The sequence below is a fragment of the Mycetocola sp. genome, from assembly GCF_046716805.1.
Classification (GTDB): Bacteria; Actinomycetota; Actinomycetes; order Actinomycetales; family Microbacteriaceae; genus Mycetocola_A.
Map to the genome: position 1 here is coordinate 1 of NZ_JBKJWH010000180.1, position 14740 is coordinate 14740.

The 14740-nt window shown below is 62.4% G+C and carries 16 protein-coding genes and 1 pseudogene; 10 read left to right on the forward strand and 7 right to left on the reverse strand.

Annotated features, from left to right (window positions below; all coding sequences use genetic code 11):
• The 6 genes and pseudogenes from ACLQ62_RS14365 to ACLQ62_RS14390 form a co-directional block, all read left to right on the forward strand.
• A pseudogene (locus ACLQ62_RS14365) lies at nt 1-214 on the forward strand (hypothetical protein); the annotation flags it as partial.
• Nucleotides 215-776: 562 nt separating this feature from the next.
• Nucleotides 777-1331, forward strand: coding sequence for a hypothetical protein (locus ACLQ62_RS14370; protein WP_411722314.1), 555 nt, complete (start codon nt 777-779; stop codon nt 1329-1331).
• Between the two features lie 397 nt (nt 1332-1728).
• The gene (locus ACLQ62_RS14375; protein ID WP_411722315.1) at nt 1729-2964 is read left to right on the forward strand and encodes an AAA family ATPase; all 1236 of its coding nucleotides are present in this window, start codon (nt 1729-1731) and stop codon (nt 2962-2964) included.
• Between the two features lie 199 nt (nt 2965-3163).
• Nucleotides 3164-3808 carry a hypothetical protein gene (locus tag ACLQ62_RS14380; protein WP_411722316.1) on the forward strand — a complete coding sequence of 215 codons (645 nt, stop codon included), beginning with the start codon at nt 3164-3166 and terminating at the stop codon, nt 3806-3808.
• Nucleotides 3809-3956: 148 nt separating this feature from the next.
• The gene (locus ACLQ62_RS14385; RefSeq protein ID WP_411722317.1) at nt 3957-4217 is read left to right on the forward strand and encodes a hypothetical protein; all 261 of its coding nucleotides are present in this window, start codon (nt 3957-3959) and stop codon (nt 4215-4217) included.
• On the forward strand, nt 4214-4819 hold the full coding sequence (locus ACLQ62_RS14390) for a hypothetical protein (RefSeq protein WP_411722318.1): 606 nt from the start codon (nt 4214-4216) through the stop codon (nt 4817-4819). Before ACLQ62_RS14385 ends, ACLQ62_RS14390 begins: the two co-directional genes overlap by 4 nt.
• 297 nt (nt 4820-5116) lie before the next feature.
• Here ACLQ62_RS14390 and ACLQ62_RS14395 read toward each other — a convergent pair whose 3' ends face one another.
• On the reverse strand, nt 5117-6493 hold the full coding sequence (locus ACLQ62_RS14395; RefSeq protein WP_411722319.1) for a HEPN domain-containing protein: 1377 nt from the start codon (nt 6491-6493) through the stop codon (nt 5117-5119).
• A gap of 603 nt (nt 6494-7096) precedes the next feature.
• Between ACLQ62_RS14395 and ACLQ62_RS14400 the strand changes: the two genes are divergently transcribed.
• On the forward strand, nt 7097-7291 hold the full coding sequence (locus ACLQ62_RS14400; RefSeq protein ID WP_411722320.1) for a hypothetical protein: 195 nt from the start codon (nt 7097-7099) through the stop codon (nt 7289-7291).
• A gap of 186 nt (nt 7292-7477) precedes the next feature.
• On the opposite strand, the gene ACLQ62_RS14405 is transcribed toward ACLQ62_RS14400, so the two are convergent.
• The 5 genes from ACLQ62_RS14405 to ACLQ62_RS14425 all read right to left on the reverse strand — a co-directional run bounded on the left by ACLQ62_RS14405 (nt 7478) and on the right by ACLQ62_RS14425 (nt 12298).
• Complete coding sequence (locus tag ACLQ62_RS14405) at nt 7478-7849, reverse strand: thioredoxin family protein (RefSeq protein ID WP_411722321.1); 372 nt, start codon at nt 7847-7849, stop codon at nt 7478-7480.
• 52 nt (nt 7850-7901) lie between these two features.
• Nucleotides 7902-8192 carry a metal-sensitive transcriptional regulator gene (locus ACLQ62_RS14410; RefSeq protein WP_411722322.1) on the reverse strand — a complete coding sequence of 97 codons (291 nt, stop codon included), beginning with the start codon at nt 8190-8192 and terminating at the stop codon, nt 7902-7904.
• Nucleotides 8193-8201: 9 nt separating this feature from the next.
• A complete protein-coding gene (locus tag ACLQ62_RS14415; protein WP_411722323.1) occupies nt 8202-9872 on the reverse strand; it encodes an FAD-dependent oxidoreductase in 1671 nt (556 codons plus the stop codon).
• 686 nt (nt 9873-10558) lie between these two features.
• Nucleotides 10559-11188, reverse strand: coding sequence for an isochorismatase family protein (locus ACLQ62_RS14420; RefSeq protein ID WP_411722324.1), 630 nt, complete (start codon nt 11186-11188; stop codon nt 10559-10561).
• Nucleotides 11189-11242: 54 nt separating this feature from the next.
• Nucleotides 11243-12298 (reverse strand): LLM class flavin-dependent oxidoreductase, encoded by a 1056-nt coding sequence (locus ACLQ62_RS14425; protein WP_411722325.1) that lies wholly within the window; start codon nt 12296-12298, stop codon nt 11243-11245.
• A gap of 109 nt (nt 12299-12407) precedes the next feature.
• Between ACLQ62_RS14425 and ACLQ62_RS14430 the strand changes: the two genes are divergently transcribed.
• Complete coding sequence (locus tag ACLQ62_RS14430; RefSeq protein WP_411722326.1) at nt 12408-13004, forward strand: CGNR zinc finger domain-containing protein; 597 nt, start codon at nt 12408-12410, stop codon at nt 13002-13004.
• Here the strand turns inward: ACLQ62_RS14430 and ACLQ62_RS14435 are convergent.
• The gene (locus ACLQ62_RS14435; RefSeq protein WP_411722327.1) at nt 12924-13649 is read right to left on the reverse strand and encodes an N-acetyltransferase family protein; all 726 of its coding nucleotides are present in this window, start codon (nt 13647-13649) and stop codon (nt 12924-12926) included. The genes ACLQ62_RS14430 and ACLQ62_RS14435 overlap by 81 nt on opposite strands.
• 134 nt (nt 13650-13783) lie before the next feature.
• Here ACLQ62_RS14435 and ACLQ62_RS14440 point away from each other — a divergent pair, with 134 nt between their 5' ends.
• On the forward strand, nt 13784-14353 hold the full coding sequence (locus tag ACLQ62_RS14440; protein ID WP_411722328.1) for a hypothetical protein: 570 nt from the start codon (nt 13784-13786) through the stop codon (nt 14351-14353).
• A gap of 166 nt (nt 14354-14519) precedes the next feature.
• Nucleotides 14520-14740, forward strand: a 221-nt coding sequence (locus tag ACLQ62_RS14445) for a hypothetical protein (RefSeq protein WP_411722329.1), incomplete at its 3' end; no start/stop codon positions are given.

Sequence of the window (14740 nt, forward strand, 5' to 3'; positions counted from 1 at the left end):
CTATGACACCGCGACGACCCCGCACCAGCGGGCGATAAGCCGCGAAGACATGCGCAAACGGCCGATCATTCAGATGAACGCGGAGTTCAAACGGATCAAGCCCGCTGCCCTGTCGAGGCAGATCCTCGACCTCACCGGCCAGCTTGAGACTCTCACCCTCGCCAAGAAACCGGCCGTCGAGAAACCAGCCATCAACCTAGCATTCAACCGCTGATCTCCGCGAAGGTTCTCATCTGAGGCAACGTATCGACCTTCCCGGAGGTATTGACATGAGGCAACAGGGGGGGGCGTGCTTCTACCTTCCAAGGCCAGGTGTCTGCCCCGTCCGCCCCCGCCCGGACATCCAAGCAATGCTGGACCAGTGGTGGAGTCCGGGCACCTCGGCGTCCTGCTGTGGGCTGTATGGATGATTGCGCTGGGTCTCGCGTTGATAGGTCAGAGCGCTGCGTCGAGAATCGCCCTGCTTGGATCGGCGTTGACGGCTGCGCTAATCCCGTTGTTATCCAGCGCCACAGGAGCCCTCCCTTTCGGACCCTCATCGACGACTCTCGGATTCCTCTGCCTGCTCGCCCTGTTGGGCGCGATCGGTCGACCGCAGAAGCCGTTACACCTTCTCCTTGGCGCAATCGGAATCGCCGGCGTGATTTCGGCCCTCTATCTGTCAGCGGGTTTTCTCGCCTTGTCATACCCAGACGATCGCTTTTTCTGGCGCTACCCGGGAGAGCATGTCACGGTTGTGACGTATCTGGCTGCGGTCGGTCTGACATCCGCTCCTCGTGAACCGGGTCGACCCCGAATCGGACCGCATCGGCCGTTCCTCCACCCACCTGCTCGGTGCGAAACGCGTCGTCGAGATCATCCGGTCCGTCGAAATGGGGCTGGACGGTCGAGTCAGCAAACGCATGGAAAACGAGTTGAAGGAAGCGGACGTCAGCCGGCACGCCCTCACATTCCTCGACATCCTCACCGAAGCGTTCCCTGACCTACGAAACGTCATGGACGGGACACGCACTCCGGCGGACCTCCGGGCAACGAGTCTCCTCGGTTCCGTGCTGACACTTCGTGTCCTCGCCGGCGCGTACCACGACCTGAAAAAGCATCATGCGTTCACCGACGAAGCAATAACCGACTATTTCGTGGAACTGAACGACTACATGGGAGGCCCAGTCACCGAAACGTCCATCTGGCACACCGAACTGCCGGACAGCTTCGCGATCGGTGCAATGGCACCGCAAGGCCGCCGTCAGGAGTTGAAGAAGTTCAACCAGGCCGTCGTCGCCTGGGGTGTCCTCCGTCCTGACGTAATGAACGAACCGGCCGAAGTAGCCTGAGAAAAGTGCGACGGTATGAGACCCGTACCGTCGCACTTCGGTGGGGTGTTGCCGATCTTGGGGTCCGCCTTGCGACGTGGCCCAGGAGCAGAATCGTCTGATCATCACAGCGCCACCCTGACGCTGTTCCCGCTAAGGGTTCCCGCTGAGGGTTCCCGCAGAGGTTTACCTCTCGTGTGGTTCCTCGCCACAGTGGTGCGAGCCGGTAGCCTGAGCGGCATCCAGTCACTATCGGCGATGCGGGGAACACGTGAACAATCAGCAGGCAGCCTTCGTGGAAACATTCCGCCAGTTCATGGATGAACTGATCTTGACTCCCCGCCCGCAGGTCGACACACGGACTCCCTTGGGTGAGGTGGTGCAGGATTTTCTTCAAACGGATGTCGCACTCCTTCCTATGGTTACCGAAGATCTTCCCGAGCATCGGCTCGTCGACGCTGACATCGCCCTTGACGAGCTCAACGCAGTATCCGCTTCTCCGGTGTTTGGGGTCACCGGCGGTCAGCAGCGCGAACATTCCTCCTTTCAGGAACTGATGAGTAGTCCTTTTGTACGTTTCGCGCCGGGCCCGGTTGACTATGTTTCGGCTTCCACAGGGCCGGAAACCGAGCGTCGGGTGGTGTCGTTCGGGGTGCGCCTGCTGTCCGTCGACGGGCACCGGGTTGCCGTGTTGCAGCGCGGTGCCCGGCCCGAGTTCGGGCGTGGATCTGCGCGGCTCGAGATCCTCGCCGTCGATGAAGCAGGATCCGCAGCGCTGCTGAACGCGCTGCGCCGTCTCATGCTGGAACGGAGCGTACTTCGCGGCCAAGTGCTCTCCTTCACTGGCAACGAGTTCGGTCCCAGCGCGGCGGGCGTTGACTTCCTGCCGCGTCCCCATGTCCCGAGCCACGAGGTGATTCTTCCTCCGGGGGTACTGGACGACCTGGCACGTCATGTCGTCGGCATCGGGACGCATCGGGATGCGTTGCGCGCGGCCGGCAGGCATCTGAAGCGCGGGGTGCTGCTGTACGGCCCTCCAGGGTCGGGCAAGACCCTGACCGTGCGGCACCTGCTGAGCGAGACGCCGGGGATAACCGCTGTTGTGCTGGCGGGCGACAGCATCCGTTTCGTCACCCAAGCCGCCGAGCTTGCCCGCGCCATGCAACCCGCGATCGTCGTACTTGAGGACGTTGACCTGATCGCCGCCGATCGGAGCCTTTCTGTCGGACCACAGCCGTTGTTGTTTGCGATGCTCGACGCCCTCGACGGGCTCGACGGTGACGCCGACGTCGCGTTCGTCCTGACAACGAACAGAGTCGAGGTGCTCGAGCACGCCCTTGCAGACCGTCCTGGCCGCATTGACCTCGCCGTCGAGATTCCCCTGCCCGACGCCGCCGACCGGCTCCGCCTATTCACGCTGTACGCGGACGGTATCGCCTTGTCGCGGCAGGCTATCGCCGACGCCGCCTCGCGCGCCGACAGCGCCACCGGTGCCTTCGCGAAAGAACTGATGCGCCGCACCGTCCTACTAGCTGCCGAGCAGAGCCGGCCACCAACGGACGGCGACCTGGCCGCCGCGCTGGAAACGCTGCTCTCCGCCAGGGACGACCTGACGCGGCGGTTGCTTGGCGCTGAAAGCGACCCCGCCCGTTGAGGGTTCCAATGTGACACGTGGCGGATACTTCGCGAAGTTCAGAAATGCGGCAGCAATTTTGTCTCCGTAGCCGTCCGGCTATCGGAGCGTGACGGCGTCTCCCCGTTCTGGGTGTGGGGGCGGGATCCGCCCTCCGATAGACATGACGGGGTCGAAGTGGCAGCAAGGGGGAGCATGGGTATGCCCGGGAGCGGACCGCATGACCGGAATCCGTTCGAGTGCTCGCCAGAACCGCCCCGGACCTCCGACCGGGAGGATTTCCGCCGCGATCGTCGAGACGGGTCCCGAATCGCTGCCCGACGAGCCCGTTCCCGTTCCTCGCATGGTGAAGGGAGGTGAGCCATCAGTGATCCCGGCAGGTGGGCGAGCATTGACTCCATCGGTATCGGTTCGAGCAGTGGGCCGAGTATCTCGCGTAACCGGCCTCATCATTGGCATCGGCTGGGTCCTTCTTCTCCCTCTCGGTTTTATAGGAGCGGGCGGAGAGCCGATCGAGCTGGTCCAATTGCTCACAGTTCCATGGCTACTTCCGGGAGTGCTCCTTGCCGTGCGCGCCCCAATGATTGGCGTCAAGATTGACGGGTCGACACTGAAGATCGTGAGCTGGTGGCGCAATTACGATATTGACTGCGATCTGATCGATGAGATCCTTCTCCACCACTACTCGGGATACCTAAACAACTGGGGAGACGGGGATGTCATGGGCAGATACGTCAAGGTGCTCGGCGTCGAAAGCAATGATCGAGACCGCTACTTTCCAGCGACGGCGATGACGAACACCGTGGCAGAAGCGGTGGTACCTCAGATCGCGCGTGCGCTCGGTGTCCCATTCACTAGTCCTTAGTCGATTGAGCTTTCCCGCAGGGCGTCCGGGCATCCGGGCACGCAGCACTGTGCCGAGCTTGTCCCATCGTCTGGCAGGGATTCCACGCGTTCACGGAACTGGCCGAGGAAATCAATGACAAGCTGAACACCGAACAGGAGAACATTGCATGACAGTGAGCAGGATCACGAACAAGGTCTACAACTGGGCATCCATCCTCGAACCGAACACGAGGGAGCAGGCCGAACGCGCGTCGACGATGCCGTTCATCTTCCCGCACCTCGCAGTCATGCCCGAAGCCAACCCAGATGCTATCTGGACAAGATTCAAGCAGGCGCTGGACAGCGTGCGAGGACCCGAAGCGACCTGGCTCCGGGTACTGACGACCTCGTGTGTCGAGCCGATGCCCTGTGCCACAGTCACGGCATGAACAGCCCGCTTGACCTCTCCGCGTTCGACGCCGCATGGCGAACTCGCTGGCCGGATTGTCGACCCATCGGCCATGAACTGCGGTCGTCGGCTCACGAGACATGGGTGAGGTTCCACAGCCTTCCGGAGTCCAAACGGTACGCCGAAAGCGAAGTCGAATACGAGGAGTTGCTGACTCGCCATTTCACACTGCTGAGGGAACTGAGTTCATCGGCATTTACGCCGCCCGACGATCTCCGCCTCATCACCGTGGCTTGGTCTGAATCTCCGGAGCAGGCAGAGCGCGATTCGGACCTGCAGTCCGCCTTTCCCGAAGGACACTACTGGCAGTCGGTGGCATATGACCTCAGCGACCCTGACTACCCGGTTTGGACTCACCTGTACGTCGGCAGCACGGCGCTCGATGCCGAGGAACTTCGCTCGCTTCTGATGCTGGTGGCGGACGACGGCACGAGTGACGTCGTCATCTGTCCGCCGGGCGGCGACTGGCTCTACCACCCGTACGACGGCGGAGGTGACGTGATCGCGCCAGACCACACGACGCGGGACATCCTGCGGGATCGCCATGCGGACTGGCTGCCCGCCAACCCGCACGGCCTCTGACCACCCGACGCGGCAGGATGTGACCCCTGAGAGCACCTTGTCGACCTGAACGAACTCGCCGCGCGCCGCGACTCGACGATGGAGCCCGAGTACGCAGTCCTGAATGTTCAGAGCCCCGCGCTGGCGTGTTTGAGGTTCCCGTTGAGGGTTCCCGTAGAGGGCGCCGTAGAGGGGTCCGTGGAGAGTTTCGTGAAGCGTCCTTGGTGGACGGTACCGGTGCTCGAACACCGCCACGGGGTTCTGGATCGAGCCGGGAAAGGGCCACAATGGCACCCTTGGCCTGCGGCAAGTCTCGTGTCAACGGGGCGGGCTCAGTATGTCCCGCGCCGCGCGCTGTTGCACATCGGGGGAAAGCCCGAGCTCGGCCATAAGGGCAAGCGCGATTATCGAGGACGTAACCCACTCAAGCTGGAAGATGTCATCGTCGCTGGTCTCGTTTCCAGTGTGGGCCAGATTGTTTCGTGCATCCTTGAGGCGAACGGCCCACTCACCGACGTCCGGGGTGATCCGGCTGACCGCGCGAGCGTCTGGCTTGGCCGCCAGCTCAATCGCTCTCTCCCGAAATGTTGGCGTCCTCCGGAGCTTCTCGGTGATCATGCTTTCGGCTCGAGCTCCGTCGCCTGCCGGGGCTCTCAACTCCTCAATGTCGTTATCGGAAAGCGCGGTCTGGTTGACGAGAGCCTTGTGAAGCGCTTCTGTGGTGATCGCCATGAGTAGGAGACGTATTTCGGTGTATGTAGGACGCGTGTAGCGCAAGCCGAAGTAGACGTTGCATGCTTCTGGGGCACGTCTTCTAATCCGAAGCCACTCCGGCACCAGGTCTTCCATCGGACGATCTCGGCATGTGAAGAGGAATCGCCAATCCGCAGTAGCTGGCGAATCTGGCCCGGCAGTGTGGATTCGCGCCCCGAAAGACTCAACGCGTGTGGAGAGCTCAATTGAAGTGCCGTCTTGCTGCGGCATTGCCGTTGGCACACGATGAATTAACGTCAGCTGAATCTGACCCGATGCCTCGTTGGCGGCGAGGGTGATGAGGTCAGTCAGCTCGTGAATTAGGCTGTGGAAATCGCGGGCTGGCCGAGGTTCAGGCGGGGTGAGGAGCAGATAGGTCGACACTTCTCCCTCCACTGAAAGTCGTGAACGCTTATGTGTCGCGTTGAACGGCTGAGTGAGGCCTCGCGCCATGATCGTCCAACCGTCCACCATGCATGAAAGATCGGGTGGGCGACGGTAGGTCGCGCGTTCATCGTCTCCGTCCCTAGCACGATGGACCAGATCCGGATACGCCAACCAGCTCGTCAGATTCTCGATCTCGACGATGGCCGATTCGAAGGCGGCCTCGTCGTACGTGATATGGGCACCGACTAAGGCCTCGTGAACGTGGATGTCCTGATACGAGCGTGAAGCAGCGGAGAATCCGTCGCTTGAAGATGTGAAACACTCGAGCAACGTGATGGGCTTGCCTCGAGCAATCCCGTGGATCACCGCGACACGGTCGCTCGTGACCCCGGACTGCCATTCAGGTGGCTGTTCGGCCGCCGCACGCTCCAAGTCCAACGAGCCCACGATTTCCAGCCGACAGCGCCCGTCATCCTCCACGATGAGCTGACCGGGCGAGGAATCGTGGGGGGTGTCCGGCAACCACCAGGATCCGCGCCAAGATTTCAACTTCATACTTGATCTTCTCAGTCGTTCGAACTCAAACGCGGGACCTCGCGCGCACCCCACCGGTTCAGGCCGCCCGTATAGCCTCCCCGTAGAGGGGGCACTGTCTCGCTTGAATTCGCCCCAAGACCTCGGACATTATTGCGATAGTTGAGTGCGGTCTACCTGACACATGTTCACCCGCGTGTTGGAGCAGGAAGTAGTGATGGGTCAAGGGGGCACCGCATGGTCACGGTGGCTCGCACTTGGCCCGGCGAGCTCAGTCGGGCCCACGGCTGGCATGAGTGATTGGCAGGTCTCGCGGTGAACTGGTTGCGCGAGATGGGTCCCTACAGGCCGGGTGCGTTCGCGTGGATCTTGTCAGGGGCGGGGTTTGTATGCGCCTTAGCGTTCCAGGCGTGGGTGCACGCGTTGGTGGTCGGAAGTGTGATTCTGGGTGCTCTCGTTCTCACATACCTTCGACGAGGTGACGGCGAGCCAGTCGTTCGGCTGACCTGGGCAGAGAGTCGAAGCCGAGCAGCTCAGAAGGCTCCCCACGCACGCGACATTGCCATGGACGTGCCCCTTATCGGAGTGATGCAGCACCCTGACCTCGGACGAGGATATGCATGGGTGGAGTACGACCCTGCAACCTCAATTTGGGACATAGTCCTACTGAAACTTCGCTGGCACTCCTTCCATCGCTACCAGTATTTTGGCGAGCTGAGCTCGAACGAGTTTGCGTCACAGGTCAGTCGGCTGGGCCTGAAGTTTCTCGCGCAGGACTTTTATGCCAAGGCAGTGTGGGACGAGTACTTCGACGCTTGATTCTTTAGACGTTCCCAGGTGACACGTCGCGACGGGTTCGCGAAGTTCAGAGGTGTGGCCGCAATTCTGTGTCCGTAGAGGCCCGGCATTAGGGCGGAAATCGACCCAGCGGGGTCATCGTACGCGGATACGGACGCGGGAGCTTGGAGGAAAAGCCAACCCGTCGAGATCAGACGAATGGCTGCTTCACGGTGCCGGAGCGTCACTCTCTGCGATGGACTTGCGGACGATGTCCATGTCGAGGCTTTTCACCGCGGTGATGAGTTGGTCGAGCTGGGGTGGGGCCAATGCCCCTGGCTGGGAGAACACGAGGATCTGGTCTCGGAATACCATCAGGGTGGGAATCGACGTGATGCCGGCGGCAGCGGAGAGCTCTTGCTCGGCCTCGGTGTCGACCTTGCCAAAGACGATGTCCGGGTGAGCTTCGGATGCCGCCTGGAATGTCGGTGCGAACGCGCGGCATGGTCCGCACCAGGCTGCCCAGAAGTCGACGAAGAGGATGTCGTTGTCTTCGACGGCTGAGTTGAAGGAAGTGGTTGTCAGATCGATGGTGGCCATGGGGTCCTTTCTGGGTGTGTCAGGCCTGTTTCGAGCGCCGAGCGCCGAGGGCTCAAGCGAGAGTGAGGAAGAGCTTCTCCAGCTCGTCTACCGTGATGGAGTCGGTCGTGTCGCCAGGCGAGCTAATGCAGTCCTTCATCGCCGATGAGACGATTGTGAAGCCCGCGCGATCGAGTGCTTTTGATACGGCGGCAAGTTGGGTAACCACGTCGCGACACTCGGCACCCGCTTCAACGGCGGTGATCACTGACGTCAGCTGGCCTTGGGCGCGGCGCAAGCGGTTCAGGATTTTCTTTTGGGTGTCTACGGCGGTTTCGGTGGGGGCTTCGGTTGGTGCCGACATGGGGGCTCCTTAGACGTGTGCGAGAGATGGATTGGTGGCGGCAGTGGTGCCGGTCGCAGACATCCCGGCGAGCCAGGTGCGGTATCCGCCGTCGAGGTTGCGCACATCTCGGCCGAGCTGGGTGAGCAGTCGTGCTGCGGTGTGGCCGCGTTGTCCGACCTGGCAGTGAACAACCAGTGGTCCGTCCGGCAGTTCCGAGACCCGGGTGCGGATCTCATCGAGCGGCAGGGACACGGCACCGGGTAGCGCGCCGCGACTGAATTCATCGACCGAGCGTACGTCAATAAGTGTCGCACCGGCACCCATGGCGTCATCAAGCTCGTGCCACTGAATGCTCCGCGTCGCTCCTGTGGCCAGGTTATCGGCGACGTAACCGGCCATGTTGACGGCGTCCTTTGCCGAGCCGAACTGCGGGGCGTAGGCAAGCTCGAGTCTCGACAGCTGTGAGGCGGTCAGGCCGCCAGCCATTGCTGTGGCGATGACGTCGATGCGTTTGTCTACGCCCGCGCCACCGACAATCTGGGCGCCGAGAAGGGCCTCTGTTTCTGGGTCGATAAGCAGCTTCATCGACATTTGCTCGGCGCCCGGGTAGTAGCCCGCGTGTGAGGACGGATGCGTGTGGACCACCCGGTGTGGGCGGCCGGAGGCCACGAGACGAGTCTCGCTCCAGCCAACCATGGCGACGGTAAGCCCGAAGAGCCCGACGATCGCTGTGCCCAGCGCCGGAACGCTGGGTTCGGCGATACCGGCAATGGCATCCGCGGCGGTTCTGCCGTGTCGGTTCGCGAGACCTGCCATTGTGACGAGCGTCGCGGCCGCGTCGATGGCATCCGTCTTCTCGACCGCGTCGCCGACCGCGTAGATCGAAGGATCGCTGGTGCGCTGATACTCGTCGACGGTAATGCCGCCGGTAGCGCCGACGGTCACTCCGGCGGAGCGCGCGAGGTTCGTATCTGGGCGGACCCCGCGAGCTTCGATGATGAGGTCGGTCTTGATGACGGATCCGTCGTCGAGCTGCACCTGACCTGCGCGGACATCGGCAACCGTGCTGTTAACGCGGACATCGACACCGTGATCGAGGAGGGCTTCGAGAACGGGGCTGGCCATCTCCGGGTCCAGCGGAGAGAGTGGCAGCGGGCCGCGTTGCACGAGGGTGACGTGCACGCCGCGGGCGACGAGGTTCTCGACGGCCTCGAGTCCAATGAAGCCGGCGCCGACGACGACCGCGCGGGCACCAGTTCCAAGGTCGTCCAGCACGGAAGTGATGGCGTCGACGTCATCGACGGTCCGAAGAGTGCGCACCGGGACCCCATGGCCGGAAAGGGCAGGTCCTGTCGTCGCACCAGCGGCGAGGATCAGAACGTCGTAGCTTTCAGCGGTGCTCGTGCCGTCGAGGACGTTGCTCACCAGCACGGTTTTCGCCCCGCGGTCGATCCGGATGACCTCCTCGTTGACACGCACATCGAGGCGGAACCGCGCGGCAAGGGACGTGGGCGTCTGAAGCAGGAGGCTGTTCCGGTCCTCGATGATCCCGCCGACGTAGTAGGGCAAGCCGCAATTGGCGAAGGAGACGTAGGGGCCGCGTTCGAAGACGACGATCTCAGCAGACTCATCGAGGCGACGGAGGCGTGTTGCCGCGGACATTCCGCCGGCGACGCCGCCAATAATGAGGGTTCTCATGCAGTTCCTATCCGGTTTCGGGGTGGTCAGCGTGAGAACAAACGAGAGAAGAACCCGCCCGTGCTCGGCTCGCGGTCGTGGCCTTGGCAGCGGTCGGGCCGCGGGACCCCGCGCATCACATCGTCAACATGCTGGCCGCAGCCTGCCCAGGTCGTCTTTCCACAGGTCTTGCAGGTGACAGCTCGGCACATAAGTTCGTTTCTCCCATCGACTAACAAAATACCCCCGGGGGTATTTACTTCCTCGATCCTATGATACCCCCGGGGGTATATCAATTCGCTGAAGTTCCCCAACCGCCATCGGTTGTTATCGCGGCGACGCTTGCAAGTTGGGCGCGCAGGGCAGCGACTCCGTTCTGGGCTCTGCAATGCTGCGTCCTCGCATACCCTCACCTGCGACCGAAGGGTCCGGACCCCTAGTGGCGCTCGTGACCGGGAGAATTCTTCCGCGGGAGCAGAGCGGGCAATCTTCCGACGCAGCCTGCGTCCGCCTAACGGGTTAGATCGGGGGTCAGTGCAGTGAAGCAGGGCCAAATGCGCCAGGATGACGTGGTAGCTCCGTCGATGAGGCACCGGATGGCGGAGGCACTGGGTACCGTGTGCCTTCGCGGCATTGGAGATTGCTACGCGCCCCGGAGCGGAACCTGTCCCGTTGTCGGTTGCATACCGACTCCTGCCATCTTTGAATTACTTGGCATCCCGCCCCCGGGCAGCTGACTCGATGAGGTTATCTCCTGCGAGAGCATTTTCGGATTTTACGGCTTCGGCCCAGGCGCTCGTCGTGGCGACCGCGGCCCAGTTGGAGTTCAGGACGGCCATGATCGTCTCGTGCACTTGCATTGCCGATGCAGAACCGGCGGAGTTCACGATGTCGATGGCTCCGGTCGCATCCGACAGCACCTCGACGGTGAATCCGAGGGGTTCGGCGGCGGCGGCGGAACCGATGACGCAGTTGTTCGTCATGTAGCCCACGAGGGTGATTGTGTCGATTTCGCGCTCGCGCAGCCACTCTTCGAGGCCGGTGCCGGCGAAGATGCTGGCGAAGGATTTCGTGAAGCGGTGTGCCGCGTTATCGGCGTACTTGGCAATCTCGGGGTGCAGCTCGAAGGTCGATGACTCCGGTGCGAAGACCGGGAACTCTGCGGGGGCTTCGTGCTGAACAATCACGACCGGAATGCCGGCCTGGTCGGCTGCGTCCATCGCCTGGGCGATGCGAGCGAGCGACTCATCGCGTGCGGGGTATTGGATCGGCAGCAGTCCTTCGAAGTACTCCTGCTGGGTGTCGATGACGATCAGGGCGCGGCGGCGTGTTGACATGGGTTCTCCCGTGGTTGATGTGGTGGGGGGGCTTCCGGCGGATGCCGGGAGGATTCAGGGCTGCGCGGGCATCCCGTAGTGCTCAGCGAGGAGTGTGACGGTGCGCTCGTCTGCGCCGCGGGAATGGGTGCCGAGCACGACCATCACCTCATCGACGGCGGTCTGTTCCTGGAGGTCTTCGAGCCGGTGGGCGACGGTCTCCGCCGTGCCGGCGTAGGCGCGGTTCGTGTACATATCGAGGATCGCCTGCTCGTTCGCCGTCGCAGGATAAGCTGCGACTTCCTCGGGCGAGAAAAGTGTGTACGGTTCCCGTTTGAACATGCGCAGCATCGCCATTGCAGAAGTCGAGGCTTCGCGCTTGGCCTCGGCGGCGTCCTCGGCGACCATCGTGCTCACGCTCACTAACGAGTAGGGCCGCTCGAGCACCTCCGAGGGGGTGAAGTTCTCACGGTAGATGCGCATGGCCGTGGTGATATCGGCGTCGCCGAACTGCAGCGCGAACGCGTAGGGGCGGCCGAGCCTGGCCGCCAGGTGCGCGGAATAGGTCGACGACCCGAGAATCCACACTTGCGGGTGCGTCGCGGGAGCCGGCACCCGGTTCCGGGCGTTCTGCCACGGGCCTGGCACCGCGTGAACCTCGCGGTAGGGGTGGCCAGCCGGGAAATCATCGGTGAGGAAGCCCAGTAGTTCGGCGACCTGCTCCGGGAACGCATCGTTCGCCCCGGCTCCACGACGCAGCGCCGCGGCGGTCGCGCCGTCAGTGCCTGGGGCCCGCCCAAGCCCGAGGTCAATGCGCCCCGGGGCGAGGGCGTCGAGCATCCCGAACTGCTCCGCGATCACCAGCGGGGCATGGTTCGGCAGCATCACCCCACCCGCGCCGAGCCGGATACGCTCGGTATCCGCAGTGAGGCGGGCAATCATCAGTGGCGGCGAGGCGACGGACAGCGCGGGCATTGCGTGGTGCTCTGACATCCAGAAGCGGTGATAGCCGAAGCGATCCGCGGCCTTCGCGATGCGAATGGTGTCTGCGAGTCCTTCTTCGGCAGAGCGACCGACGCCAGCGCCGCCCCCGGTGTGTACAGACAGGGCAAACGGGGCAGAACCGGACATTGGAGCAGATTGCAAGCCAAACCTCATTTCTCACGGAATACTCGTGTTTTACCGTGATTTCTAGCGTAGCAGTATGTCACGGTAAATCAGCACTGCTAACATGAGAGGCATGTTCGAGATGCCTCTACCGCCAAGCCCCGGTGCCCTGGAGCACAGCAGCATCGACCTTATGAACAGCGAAGTCCATTTGCCGGGCGGGAAGAGTTACGACGCCCTGAACACTCCCAAGGAGACGACCACCTGGCTCATCGCGCGCGGCCTCGTCAGCGAAGGGGCGGTGCTCCAGTCCTACTGCCAAGACCGGCTCACCGGCCTCCGCAGCGACCTCCGGAAAGCCTTCGAAGCACGCATCTCCGGTTCCACCGTCGATCCTCGAGTGCTCAACAACATCAACGCCGCTCTCACCGCCGCCCCCAACACTTCGCTGCTTCACTATGCGCCCGGCGATGGATTCTTCCGCTCGCTCGAACACCCAGCTACCCGGCTCATCGAGCACGCCATGTCCGTAATCGCCGAAGACGCCGCAGCACTGCTCGCCGGCGACGAAGCTCATCTGCTGGCACAGTGCGAAGCGGAACCGTGCTCGCGGTTCCTGCTGAAGACCCACGGACGCAGGCAGTGGTGCTCAACCCGTTGCGGGGATCGGGTACGCGCCGCGCGCTCGTACGCGCGCAAGCGGACTCAAGCGGACCCGACATTGATCTGATCGGCACAAGGCGTAGACACGTATCATCCACGAACGCCGTGTCCCGTTGAGGGTTCCCAAGTGAGACGTTCGGTCACTCTGCGAGGTTTGAAGGTATTGCCCAAATTCTGTGTCCGTAGAGGTCCGTCTACCGGACACCGAGTAAGTCAAGGTCCAGCACGTATGTCTGCGTGGGCCGTCTGAGTAGAGAATGCTGGAACGGCTCGCCAAAGCCCGCCATCCTTTTCTCTCATAGAGACGCACGGCAGTGTGATTTTCGGCAAGCACGTGCAGCACGGAGCGTCGATGGTTGCGCCGAGCGAGCTCGACCGCGACGGCGGATAAGAGCATGCCGCCGAGTCCACTTCCTTGAGCAGCGGGCGCGACAGCGAGCAAGGCAACCACCGGAGCATCGGGTGGATCCGTCGGTAGACCGTTGCCTGGTTTAATCGCAAGTACGAATCCGAGGCTCCCAGTGGCCGGTTGTTCGACGAGGATCCAGCATTCGGGGTCCTCGAATTTCGGACGAGCTCGTTCGGCTACCCCACTTATCGCCTCCCCATCGCGAACCGCACACACAGTCACCCACAGGGCGAGGCACACTTCCACGTCATTGGCCGTGCCATCGCGGAACACAAACTCGCCATCTTCACTTGGTTCGTTCACGGCTCATGATCCCGTCCTGCTTCCACATTCATAGCGCCAGCATGGCCCATGAGCGACCGGCTTGTGCGTCGTGGCTTGCCCGACGGCTTCCAAGTTTCAGGGAGGCTGCGCTCCTCATTCAGTAGCTTGGACGCATGCGATCATTGACCTGGCCCGGGAGCGACCGTGAAAGCGCCCGGGTAGCTGTGCTCTTGCCGGGAACCGGATACACCGTTCAAGCTCCGTTGCTGTACTGGTCCGCCGAGTTGCTCGCTCAGCAAGGTTGGCGGGTCGAGGCTGTGGAATGGATGGTCTCCGACGAGGCACAACGGAATCCTCGCGCTTTCGTTGAGGCAGCCGTCGATCTCGCGTTTGCAACTGCACCAGGCGCGTCCAGGCGCCTGGTCGTAGGAAAGTCGTTCGGCAGTTTTGCTCTACCGTGGGCCATTGACTCGAAGGTGCCCGGTATCTGGCTGACTCCCGTGCTCACCGATCTCGAGATCTACGACGCTCTGGCCGCAGCCGCCTCTTCGCATCTTGCGATCGGTGGAGGCGCCGACCCGATGTGGGCTCCGTCGTCCTCTCTTACGACAGGGGCGCAGTTGACGACGCTCGAGGGGGCAGATCACAGTCTTCTTCTTGACGGTGACTGGCACGGATCAATTGCATTGCATGCAGAAGTACTTGAGATTGTCGCCCGGCGAGCGGAGCTGCTCGCCCAGTGAGAATGACGTTTCGGATGTCAGGCTTCGCTGAGCGGTCCGAATGACGTCAGTCGAAGCAGTGGAGAGGTGCTCAGCGGATCAGCCGCACTTTCCCAGCTCGGGTGGGCACACATGCTCCAAGGCGGTCACGACACTGCTCGTGACTACTTTGTCCAACAGTTTGGCCATGTCGGCAGCTGTCGGGCATGAAGAGGGCGTCGCTTACGGACTCGAGGACCTGTTCGCCGTCACGATCGCGGCTGCCGACGAAGAACTGGCTGGAACTTTACTAGGAGCCGCAGAGGACATCCGTGAACGGAAGGGAATTCTCGGTCCCGGGTTTTTCTCTTACCATCAGCAGATTCTCACACAGGTTGAGGCATCGCCAGCGGCGGATGTGTTCCAGAT

Coding starts and splice junctions, on each gene's coding strand:
- ACLQ62_RS14375 (WP_411722315.1), top strand. CDS start 1,729: ATGGTTACCGAAGATCTTCCCGAGCATCGGCTCGTCGACGCTGACATC.
- ACLQ62_RS14380 (WP_411722316.1), top strand. CDS start 3,164: ATGACCGGAATCCGTTCGAGTGCTCGCCAGAACCGCCCCGGACCTCCG.
- ACLQ62_RS14385 (WP_411722317.1), top strand. CDS start 3,957: ATGACAGTGAGCAGGATCACGAACAAGGTCTACAACTGGGCATCCATC.
- ACLQ62_RS14390 (WP_411722318.1), top strand. CDS start 4,214: ATGAACAGCCCGCTTGACCTCTCCGCGTTCGACGCCGCATGGCGAACT.
- ACLQ62_RS14395 (WP_411722319.1), bottom strand. CDS start 6,493: ATGAAGTTGAAATCTTGGCGCGGATCCTGGTGGTTGCCGGACACCCCC.
- ACLQ62_RS14405 (WP_411722321.1), bottom strand. CDS start 7,849: ATGGCCACCATCGATCTGACAACCACTTCCTTCAACTCAGCCGTCGAA.
- ACLQ62_RS14410 (WP_411722322.1), bottom strand. CDS start 8,192: ATGTCGGCACCAACCGAAGCCCCCACCGAAACCGCCGTAGACACCCAA.
- ACLQ62_RS14415 (WP_411722323.1), bottom strand. CDS start 9,872: ATGAGAACCCTCATTATTGGCGGCGTCGCCGGCGGAATGTCCGCGGCA.
- ACLQ62_RS14420 (WP_411722324.1), bottom strand. CDS start 11,188: ATGTCAACACGCCGCCGCGCCCTGATCGTCATCGACACCCAGCAGGAG.
- ACLQ62_RS14425 (WP_411722325.1), bottom strand. CDS start 12,298: ATGTCCGGTTCTGCCCCGTTTGCCCTGTCTGTACACACCGGGGGCGGC.
- ACLQ62_RS14430 (WP_411722326.1), top strand. CDS start 12,408: ATGTTCGAGATGCCTCTACCGCCAAGCCCCGGTGCCCTGGAGCACAGC.
- ACLQ62_RS14440 (WP_411722328.1), top strand. CDS start 13,784: ATGCGATCATTGACCTGGCCCGGGAGCGACCGTGAAAGCGCCCGGGTA.